General features: G+C 61.0%; 1 pseudogene. It reads right to left on the bottom strand.

Annotation, left to right across the window (positions count from 1 at the left end):
* A pseudogene (locus AC3WQN_RS25460) lies at positions 1 to 592 on the bottom strand (type IV secretion protein Rhs); the annotation flags it as partial.

Below are 592 nucleotides of genomic sequence, written 5' to 3'. Positions count from 1 at the left end.
TCGAGGCGAACTGCCAACTCTTGCGGCCCATGGCGTCGTAGCCGAAGCAACTGGTCAGTTGGCCCTGGGAACGGTAGACCTCGCGGTGCAGGTCGTCGCGTTCCATGTCGCTGATCAGCTGGCCGTCGAGGTTGAGTTGGTGCAGGTGACCGCTGCCGTAGTACAGGTGATTGAGGTGTTGGCCGGTGGGCAGTGTCAGGGTGGTCAGGTTGCTCAGCGGGTCGTATTCGTAGGTCAATTCACCTTGCGCCGTGGTCTCCTTGATCAGGCGGCCCAGCAGGTCGTAGGCAAATTCGAGTTGTTCTTCGCTGACGCCGAGTTTCCTACCACTGGCTGTCGGAAGACGCTCGATGGACAGCAAGCGGTCGCCATCGTCGTAGGCGTAATCCTGTCGTGCATCGGCGTTGAGCTTGGACAGCAACCGGCCAATGCTGTCGCGTTCGAATTCGGTAGTGCGTTGCGGTCGTTCGGCGCGTTCGCCGTAGCCGGTTTCGTCGACACGCGTCAGGTGCCCGCCCAGGTTGTAGCTGAACTCGCGGGTCAGCTGGTCGATGCGTTTTTCTTCGATCAAGCGGTCCGACGCGTCGTAGGC

It is taken from the genome of Pseudomonas sp. FW300-N1A1 (genome assembly GCF_058789115.1).
Note: the sequence above shows the minus strand (reverse complement) of the source record. Positions and strands in the feature narration are given on the sequence as shown.